General features: G+C 61.4%; 1 pseudogene. It reads right to left on the bottom strand.

The features are described from left to right. A pseudogene (locus F7R19_RS29600) lies at positions 1 to 307 on the bottom strand (type VI secretion system tip protein VgrG); the annotation flags it as partial. Positions 308 to 433: the final 126 nt, after the last annotated feature.

Below are 433 nucleotides of genomic sequence, written 5' to 3' on the forward strand. Positions count from 1 at the left end.
TCGGCACACTCTCGCCGCCGTTGGGCCAATCCTCGAAATCCAGATCCAGGCGCACGACATACAGGCCATGCTGCGTCAGATAGGCGTACTTATATTTGCCAGGAGACGTCACGCGCCCGCTCAGGGTACCCGCGATGCGCGGCCACTTGTTCTCATCGATCGGCAGGCGAAAGCGCCGATCCGAAGGAATGGCCTGGTAGGTATTGCGATAGGCCTGGTCTCGGGCCCCGATATGGACGACTTCCGTGATTACCTGACCGTGCGGCGCATCGGGTAGGTTGACGTCCATGCGCAGGATGCGCGCAGGTGTGCGTGAGCACGAGATTCGATGGATGCGCGAGCACGGTAATTGATGGTCGGCTGCGGCACCGTCCATCACCAATGTTGCGTGCCGTCGGGCAACGCTGATGGACGTGGCGATCTATCGCGGTGG

The organism is Cupriavidus pauculus (assembly GCF_008801835.1).
GTDB lineage: Bacteria > Pseudomonadota > Gammaproteobacteria > Burkholderiales > Burkholderiaceae > Cupriavidus > Cupriavidus pauculus.